Source organism: Polynucleobacter sp. 35-46-11, from assembly GCF_002281105.1.
On the sequence record NZ_NCFJ01000086.1, the window covers coordinates 1 to 7,990 of the forward strand.

General features: G+C 44.7%; 11 protein-coding genes. 2 read left to right on the forward strand and 9 right to left on the reverse strand.

The features are described 5' to 3' along the window. From B7Y67_RS08090 to B7Y67_RS08120, 7 genes are all read right to left on the reverse strand, one after another. A partial coding sequence (locus tag B7Y67_RS08090) for a sulfur oxidation c-type cytochrome SoxX (protein WP_293598196.1) occupies positions 1-500 on the reverse strand: 500 nt, incomplete at its 3' end. 18 nt (positions 501-518) lie between these two features. Beyond that, the gene (gene soxA / locus B7Y67_RS08095) at positions 519-1,217 is read right to left on the reverse strand and encodes a sulfur oxidation c-type cytochrome SoxA (RefSeq protein WP_293598205.1); all 699 of its coding nucleotides are present in this window, start codon (positions 1,215-1,217) and stop codon (positions 519-521) included. Positions 1,218-1,398: 181 nt separating this feature from the next. Then, on the reverse strand, positions 1,399-1,707 hold the full coding sequence (soxZ, locus tag B7Y67_RS08100) for a thiosulfate oxidation carrier complex protein SoxZ (RefSeq protein ID WP_114653026.1): 309 nt from the start codon (positions 1,705-1,707) through the stop codon (positions 1,399-1,401). A 58-nt stretch (positions 1,708-1,765) separates the two neighbouring features. After that, positions 1,766-2,218: a thiosulfate oxidation carrier protein SoxY gene (gene soxY / locus B7Y67_RS08105; RefSeq protein WP_293598197.1), complete on the reverse strand. Its 453-nt coding sequence runs from the start codon at positions 2,216-2,218 to the stop codon at positions 1,766-1,768. Between the two features lie 86 nt (positions 2,219-2,304). Further along, entirely contained in the window at positions 2,305-3,384 is a 1,080-nt protein-coding gene (locus B7Y67_RS08110; RefSeq protein ID WP_293598198.1) for a c-type cytochrome, read from the reverse strand. Further along, positions 3,368-4,768, reverse strand: a complete 1,401-nt coding sequence (soxC, locus tag B7Y67_RS08115; RefSeq protein ID WP_293598199.1) for a sulfite dehydrogenase — start codon at positions 4,766-4,768, stop codon at positions 3,368-3,370. The genes B7Y67_RS08110 and soxC overlap by 17 nt, the downstream gene beginning before the upstream one ends. A gap of 35 nt (positions 4,769-4,803) precedes the next feature. After that, positions 4,804-5,145 (reverse strand): metalloregulator ArsR/SmtB family transcription factor, encoded by a 342-nt coding sequence (locus tag B7Y67_RS08120; protein WP_293598200.1) that lies wholly within the window; start codon positions 5,143-5,145, stop codon positions 4,804-4,806. 101 nt (positions 5,146-5,246) lie between these two features. Here B7Y67_RS08120 and modB point away from each other — a divergent pair, with 101 nt between their 5' ends. Both modB and B7Y67_RS08130 read left to right on the forward strand, forming a co-directional pair. Further along, complete coding sequence (modB, locus tag B7Y67_RS08125) at positions 5,247-5,897, forward strand: molybdate ABC transporter permease subunit (protein ID WP_293598201.1); 651 nt, start codon at positions 5,247-5,249, stop codon at positions 5,895-5,897. Then, a complete protein-coding gene (locus B7Y67_RS08130) occupies positions 5,897-7,006 on the forward strand; it encodes an ABC transporter ATP-binding protein (protein WP_293598202.1) in 1,110 nt (369 codons plus the stop codon). Before modB ends, B7Y67_RS08130 begins: the two co-directional genes overlap by 1 nt. 72 nt (positions 7,007-7,078) lie before the next feature. Here the strand turns inward: B7Y67_RS08130 and B7Y67_RS08135 are convergent, their stop codons facing one another. Both B7Y67_RS08135 and B7Y67_RS08140 read right to left on the reverse strand, forming a co-directional pair. After that, the gene (locus B7Y67_RS08135) at positions 7,079-7,291 is read right to left on the reverse strand and encodes a DUF2892 domain-containing protein (protein WP_293598203.1); all 213 of its coding nucleotides are present in this window, start codon (positions 7,289-7,291) and stop codon (positions 7,079-7,081) included. A 48-nt stretch (positions 7,292-7,339) separates the two neighbouring features. Next, on the reverse strand, positions 7,340-7,990 hold a 651-nt coding region (locus B7Y67_RS08140), incomplete at its 5' end, for a sulfurtransferase (protein WP_293598204.1).

Here is a 7,990-nt window from a genome sequence, read left to right on the forward strand (position 1 = left end):
ACGTTATATGCCTTAGCATTGTTGATGCGGTTCCATGTGTACTGAACCACCTCTTTAGAGTAACCCCGTAATTTTCCGTAATTCCAAAGCGATGGGCCGATGTTTCCATAGGACACCTCTTTGATATTGATCTGGTGGCAGTTATAGCAAGATCCACCATTAACACTTCCGGGTTTGTCTTTCCAGGTCGCTCCTTTGCCACTCTGGGCAATTTTTTCTCCACTTTTCCAGTCGCCAATGTATTTACCATCAGAAGGCTGCTTGATGGTTGCCATGTTTTCATTCTGGATTTTTTCACGCATCTTTGGATCGCCGCCGCCATTCAGGTTGGCTGGGTTAGAGCAAAACTTTTGAGCCGCATCTTGATCTAAGCGATCAAGACCAGCAATGCCCTTAGCTTCAAAACTAGAGGACATCATCTTTTCAAAAGGAGTTGCAGCATGTGCAACACCAATTGATAAAGCGAGCGTGAGTGCCAATAAGGATAATTTATTTTTCATGTTGTTTATCTCCAGCGATTAACGCTTCAGTCCAGGTGCATTCATTGTTCCACCCTTGGCATTGATGGCCATGTAGAGGGAAATCGCAATTGTGTCATCAGAGATAAAAACTGGCTCTGGGAAACGCTGCTGGCGATAACAGTCATTCAGACGACGCTGCATGGTCCAGAAATTACCGCTAGATACGCGATAAGCTGGCCAGTAACCCCAACCAAGGGCTGCACCCTTTTGCTCTGTGAGATTGGGTAAGTCCTGCAAGCGAATCCGTTTACCGTTTTCACCGTGGCAAGATGCACAAGAGAAGTCCATTGGACCACCTTGGTAGAAGAATGATTTCTTACCGAGGTCATACATTTCTTTTTCTTTTGGATGCTTAGCTACAGTGTTGATTTTCATACCTTTAGATTCCGCAACAACATAGGCAACCACCGCCTCTAGATCTTTACGCTTACCTTTTTCAAAGCCCGCTTTGATAATCTCTTGACCGTTGTAGCCTTGTAACTTTTCCATACAAGTCACTAATCGGGACTCTAAGTCTTGAACTTTGTTTGTATCTTTAAAGTATTTAGGCATTTGAGTATAAGCACCCTTTACAACGCCAGGCCCCATACCTAAATCACACTTCTCCAAAGAGACATTCTTTGGGCCCATAGGCTTTTTCCAAATATCTTCACCCGCTGCCTCATACAAATCAGCAGGGTTACCATCGGCAAGCATTGCGCGATATTTCTCAATTTCGCCGGTAGGAGCTCCGCCAGTTGGAGTAGAGGTGCTTGACGATTCATTTTTCGCTGGACTAGAACAACCTTGAAGTACAGTAAAAATCCCAATAATTACGCCATATAAAATGCGTGTTTTCATGGTAACCCTTTTATAGTTTTAATTATGCGTATTGATATTAAGAAGCTGTTGCTTCATCAGTACGTTTGTCGCCTTTGCTATCGTTCCAAGTTACAACAATCTTGTCACCCTTAGCGCCCTTGTATTTAAAGTTCAAGAATGGATCCTTGGATACTGCTGGACCAAATTGACCATTGAAAACATCTTTGCCATTAGCTTTCACATTTATTGTGCTGATAAACCAAGCTGGGATAACCTTACCTGATGGGTCTTTCCGCTGACCAGACTCCATATCATGCTTCATCAAAATTTTTACATCTACAGTACCGCCGTTTTCAGCAGCTCTTACGCGCATTGGATCAGCCATTTTTGTTCCTCTTTTATTCTATATATAAGTGAATTATGTTTATCTGCTTGCTACGGAATTAACCGCCGCAACCACCAAGGGTTACTTTGACTTCTTTAACGGCCATTAACCACTTACCATCAGCTTTTACCAGGCCGTATACATTGGATGTTTGACCCATTTTGATACGCGTTGTCACAAATGAATCTGTGCCAGCAGGAATAAAAAATTGTGCTGCTAATGAGCTTGGATTCTTTTCTACCAAAATGGCCATTTGCTCAGCCTTGAGGGTAGATGTAATGCCAACAGGCACAACAGCACCGTTCTCAGCAATATCTGGAGCATTCAAAGTAACAGCAGAAGATTTATCTGGGCTACCAGCACCTAAGATCTTAAATACATCATCGATACCCTTGCCCTCAAAAGCGGCTTTGTTCCACTCTTGGGCTTGAGCAGTGCTAATAAGGCCTGCAGAAGCCATCAGACCAAAAACTGCTGAATACTTCATTAAACTACGTCGCTGCTGATTCATAAAAACTCCTTTATTAATCTTAACTTCCATCAATTTATTGCTTATTTTGCATTAAAACATTGTGGTTACTACCTAATTGGCTATTTTTATTTGCCACCAGATAGCACCCAGGTTACTAAAGTCTTGCGGTCCTCGTCCGAAAGTTGGGCTTGTGGCGGCATTGGAATTGAGCCCCAAACGCCTGCTCCACCAGATTTCACCTTGGCCATTAACTTTTCAAGCGCCCCACTTTGGCCGTCATATTTCTTGGCAATATCGGTGATTGATGGCCCAACTAACTTGGCATTTAGAGCATGGCAAGCAGAGCAATTTTCACTTTGAAATAAAGCTGCTGGGCCTTTTTTAGCGGCTGAATGCGTGTCAGCAGCATGTGCTAAGCCTGCACCCGATGCGCCTGGCAATTCCTTCAGCGGTGGCTTGGTTGAATCCGCACCGCGATATGGACCATACATGCGGTTTTGCTCTGCAATATTGTTATGCGCATTTCGAGCGAAATCAGGCAATGTCGAACCAATTTGCACAAATGGAACGCAGTTATGCATGCAAGAACTTCCGTTGACATCTGGTTTGTCTTTTACATTCCAGAAGCCATGTTTAGTCGTCATACCATTTCGGTTTGGCATTTTGACTTCCGCAATATTTTTATCGCTCAGCACAAAATCATCCGGAACGATTTCGCCAAGACTGAGGATAAAAGCAACAACTGCATAGGTATCGTCGGGCGTTAAAGATCTTGGGGCATTCCATGGCATCGCACGGTAAATATAATCCCACAATGTAGATACCGTAGACACCTTCATTAAGGTCGTTCTTTGGGGTTGCTTCATATCATTTAATGAGGCAACGCGGCCTGTCTTTACATCATCTTTTGTTGTTCCACCAGCGATAGGGGTAAAGATTTCATTTGATTCACCAAAGGTGCCGTGACAACTTGCACACTTAGCCTCCCAAATAACTTGACCTTTTTCTACAGATCCAGAGCCCTTGGGTAGACCCTTAAAGTCAGGGCGAACATCGATATCCCAAGCGGCAACTTCCGCAGGAGTAGCCGTTCTACCAATACCAGGAAATTTGGCTGAGCTAGATTGCGCTAAAGCTTGTTGAGAAGTAATTGCGATGAGCGCTGCCAATCCTAGGCTGATACTAAATTTATCCAACTTGAACATTGCTCACCTCGCCGTTTGAATCCAATTTCCATGATTGAATTGCATTGTTGTGATAAATCGATCTAGTACCGCGTACATTACGAAGAGTCTTGATCGAAGGTTGAATATAGCCAGTGTCATCCATCGCACGGGACTGAAGAATCGCAGGCGACCCATCCCAAACCCAATCAATGTTGAAGCGGGTAATTGATTTCGTAAGGACTGGAGTCTCTAAGCGCGCAGTGCGCCAGTTATTGCCACCATCAAATGAAACATCAACACGGGTGATTTTTCCACGGCCAGACCACGCCATACCACTCACGTTATAGAAGCCCTTATCAAGCAATTGTTGACCGCCTGATGGTGTTGTAATAACCGATTTGCACTCTTGGATTGATGCGTATTGACGGTGCGTTCCGTCTGGCATCAGTTCAATATAGTGAACCGCTTCATCTTTAGCATTCCAAGGCATATCGCCTACCTCTAAACGACGCAACCATTTGACCCAACTAACGCCTTGAACACCGGGCACTACCAAGCGCAATGGGAAGCCGTTTTCTGGGCGCAGCATCTCACCATTCATTGCCCAAGCAACGATGGTGTCGTTGAGACAGCTCTCCAAGTTGATGGTACGCGTCATGCCTGAGCCGTCACCGCCCTCAGCCAGCATGAACTTTCCTTTTTTGAGGTCAGCACCACATTCTTCAAGTAATACCTTTAAAGGAACGCCAGTGAACTCGCAGCAAGAAAGCATACCGTGCGTATATTGGACCGTAGGAACGGCAACGTTACCCCACTCCAATCCAGTGTTTGCACCGCACTCAATGAAGTGTGTACGAGAAACAGATGGCAACCTCATCAAATCATTCATTGTAAAAACGCGTGGGTTTTTAACTAAGCCATTCACCATCAAACGGTGAGTCTCAGGATTGAGGTTGTACCAACCTTGATGGTGGCGCTCAAAATGCAAGCCATTGGGGGTAATTGTTCCAAACAAACCTTGAAGTGGGGTAAAGGCAACTGAAGCAGCTGATACACGAGTTAAACCAGGAGACTCGCGACGAATTAGATTTGATTCATAGATAGATGGGACGCCATAAGGCATGGTCGCCACATTCTTACCCAAAGTAGTCTGCCATTCTTGTTTTTCAAGAATCGCAGGATCGCCTTCACCTGCTGCCATAGCTAGCGGAGCTGTTAGACCTGCTGCCACACCACCCAGTGCAGACATAAAGCCCTTACGTAAGAATCCGCGACGATTTTCATCTAAGCCATTTGTATTAATGTCGGCGATGAGTTCTTGAGAAATAAAATGTTCAGGCGCCTTAACAAGGCGAGCTTGATTGGCTGGCTTTTCGATAGCACCGATATCCTGCTCACTAATTTCTATTTGTTTTTTGGTCATGTGATCTCTACTTTGATGAATAGATACTTAAAAAATTAATGCAGACTTTCAGCCATCTTTGCACACACCGTTTGACACATCTTGACGGTTGCGTTATCTGCGATGGAATAAAAAACAATCGTCCCCTCTTTACGTCTCAGCAATATCCCTGCCTTATGAAGAGCCGAAAGATGACGGGATACATTTGCCTGACTAGTGCCGCACAACTCAACAACTTCGGAAACAGACTTTTCACCGCTACAGACCGCATACATGATCCGTAGACGTGACGGCTCGGAAAGTACATTGAAATAATCAGCAACACGGGAGAATACTTTTTCCATTAGTTCTGGAGAAAGTGACTTTGTAGTTTTATTGGCTTTAGCTTTGATATTCACAGGCTTGAATTATATATACGTGTGTATGCATATTGGACACCGAAGATGCAAATACTTATATAGTGGGATACCCTAGCCCCCAAACACAATACAATCAAAAAATGGATATTGATGCAATTTTGCTGTCCTTAAAGCTTGCTTTTTGGACCATGGCTCTGATACTGCCGTTTGGGGTGTGGGTTGCCCATAAAATAATTAAGTTAAATAAAAGTCGACCCTGGCTTGAAGCTGCCTTGGCCCTTCCACTAGTGCTTCCGCCCACAGTCTTAGGCTATTACTTTCTGGTTTCATTTGGCAACGCCAGCATTTTTGGGATGCCGCTAGTTTTTTCATTCACTGGAATTCTCGCCGCCTCATTAATTGTCAATATTCCATTTGCAATTCAGCCCATCCAAAGGGCATTTGAGACTATTAACCCCGAAATTCGTGAAGCCGCCCAAGTGAGCGGTCTAAGCAATTGGCAAATCTTTCGCTTGATAGAGCTTCCCCTGTCTTGGCGAGGCATTACCGGTGCAGCTGCTCTGACTTTTGCCCATACACTTGGGGAGTTTGGGGTAGTCCTTATGGTCGGTGGCGCAATACCGAATGAGACAAAAACAGCATCAATTGCAATTTACGATAAGGTCCAAGGCTTTGATGCCGATGGTGCTGGCACCATAGCCCTTGTTCTTCTGGGCATCTCCCTGGTTTGTATTGCGCTGTCTTACGGGGTATTTGGACAAAACCCAAATCGTCGCACAGGCCTAAGCTGATGTTAAAAATCAAGATTAGCCAAACTCTCCCCAACCCACTGCAGATTAATCTCGAATGTGCGCCAGGTGAATTACATGCTCTAGTTGGCCCCTCTGGAAGCGGTAAAACTACAGTGCTCAGAACTATTGCCGGCCTAAACAAGCCTGCCACCGGAAAGATCGAGTGCGACGAGGAGGTTTGGTTTGAATGCGATGACCCCCGCCCTAAAGCCCTGCATCTAGCGCCTGCAGCACGTTCATGCGGATTCTTATTTCAACAATATGCGCTGTTTCCACACTTAAATACCTTGGGGAACGTATTGATTCCATTACAAAACTCTGGACTTACTGGAAGCAAACGTAATGCCATTAGCATGGACTTATTGGATCGGATGGGCATTTCCAATTTAGCTGTGCGAATGCCGCATCAGCTCTCTGGCGGACAACAACAACGGGTTGCCCTCGCAAGAGCCCTAGCACGCCAGCCAAAAGTATTGTTGCTAGATGAGCCCTTTTCAGCAATCGATGCGCCAACCCGTCAGGGTTTGTATAAAACCCTGGCAGATCTCCGCAAAGATCTCAACATCCCAATCCTATTAGTAACTCACGATTTACGCGAAGCGGACTTGCTTGCGGACCAGATTACCGTCATAGACAAAGGTATTAGCCTTCAAACTGCCGCACCGCAGGTCCTGTTTCAAAGACCAAGAAATTCCAGGGTTGCGGAATTGGTTGGCATTAACAATATGTTTAACGGTGTATTCGACTCCGGTAGCTTGAGTTGGGATGGATGCAAAATGGTTTTTAGTGTTACCGATAAAGGCAAGATACCTCCTAAAGTTCGTGTTGCCTGGGTTATTCCGCAAAGTGGATTAAGTGTCCATAATAAACCTACCGAAAATAGCGTCCCTGTATTGGTTGAAAAGATGAGCAGTCTTGGACAGATTGCAGTCATTCAATTGAGGATTCAAGACAGTGAAAATACAGTCGAATGGGAGGCCTCTTCAGCCGAAGTCAAAAGATTAAAAATGCAGGTCGGAAGCCTAATGCATCTTGAGCTAGATGGAGATCAGATTCACATCATGCCTTTGCGACCCATCAATGATCCTCGGCGCTTTGTTGATCACTAAGGCCTCAACTCTTTAAAGGAAAAAAAGCGCTTGCTAGACTTTTATCTAACAAGCGCGTTATTTAAAACGGAATTATTTGCAGCAACTGCCGCCGTCAGAATCGCTGCCACCAGTATTAATTCCTAATAATGGATAGGCTGGGCAAAATCTGAAAATTCCTGTCACCAAAGGAACGATACCAATCCAAGCCCAGGCACCAGTTGTTCCCGTAATAGCCAAACCAATCAAGACTAGACCAATGACAATACGTAACATACGGTCAATACCGCCAACATTGCATTTCATATCAAATCCTTTTTTATATTCACCGTGAGAGAAAAGTCTAATTACTACTTAATTGAGTGGAACGCCTACCAACGGACGACCTTCTAAAGTCCATAGGTAGAGAGATCCGTCATAAAGCTTGGTCGATTTATTGCCAACTAATTCAGACATAACAAACCAACCACCAGCCGCTAAATGACCGCTATTGCAATAACTAATCGCAGGCGTCTTTGGATTAATTCCGTTGGAAGTTAGCAATGCGTTGTATGTATTTTTATCCCAGAAATACAATACTCCTTTTGCAGGCTTTGCCAACAACTCAGGAGCTAATTCCTTTGCGCCGGCAATATGGCCATATGCACCCACATAATCACGTTTATTTAAACCAAAGTACTGAACAGGCTGACGGACGTCGATCAAAGTAGATTTACCTGTTTTTGAAGCCAACGCCACCTGCTCTGAGTTGGCAATCAATTCCTTGCGCTCAGCCTTACCAACCCATGTTCCATTAGCTTTAACCGATTGGGCCACAGAAAAATCACGGCCTTCAGAAAGCCAGCCAGCCATACCGCCATCCAATATGGCGATATTGTCCTCACCATAAACCTTAAATTGCCAATACGCGCGTAAAGCCTCATCAACGTCAGATATATCTAGGGCAACAGGAACTAGAACGATTGGTCTGTCAGAATTAATTCCCACTGACTGAATAATTTTTTC

Coding starts and splice junctions, on each gene's coding strand:
- soxA (WP_293598205.1), bottom strand. CDS start 1,217: ATGCTTGCCGATGGTAACCCTGCTGATTTGTATGAGGCAGCGGGTGAA.
- soxZ (WP_114653026.1), bottom strand. CDS start 1,707: ATGGCTGATCCAATGCGCGTAAGAGCTGCTGAAAACGGCGGTACTGTA.
- soxY (WP_293598197.1), bottom strand. CDS start 2,218: ATGAATCAGCAGCGACGTAGTTTAATGAAGTATTCAGCAGTTTTTGGT.
- B7Y67_RS08110 (WP_293598198.1), bottom strand. CDS start 3,384: ATGTTCAAGTTGGATAAATTTAGTATCAGCCTAGGATTGGCAGCGCTC.
- soxC (WP_293598199.1), bottom strand. CDS start 4,768: ATGACCAAAAAACAAATAGAAATTAGTGAGCAGGATATCGGTGCTATC.
- modB (WP_293598201.1), top strand. CDS start 5,247: ATGGATATTGATGCAATTTTGCTGTCCTTAAAGCTTGCTTTTTGGACC.
- B7Y67_RS08130 (WP_293598202.1), top strand. CDS start 5,897: ATGTTAAAAATCAAGATTAGCCAAACTCTCCCCAACCCACTGCAGATT.
- B7Y67_RS08135 (WP_293598203.1), bottom strand. CDS start 7,291: ATGAAATGCAATGTTGGCGGTATTGACCGTATGTTACGTATTGTCATT.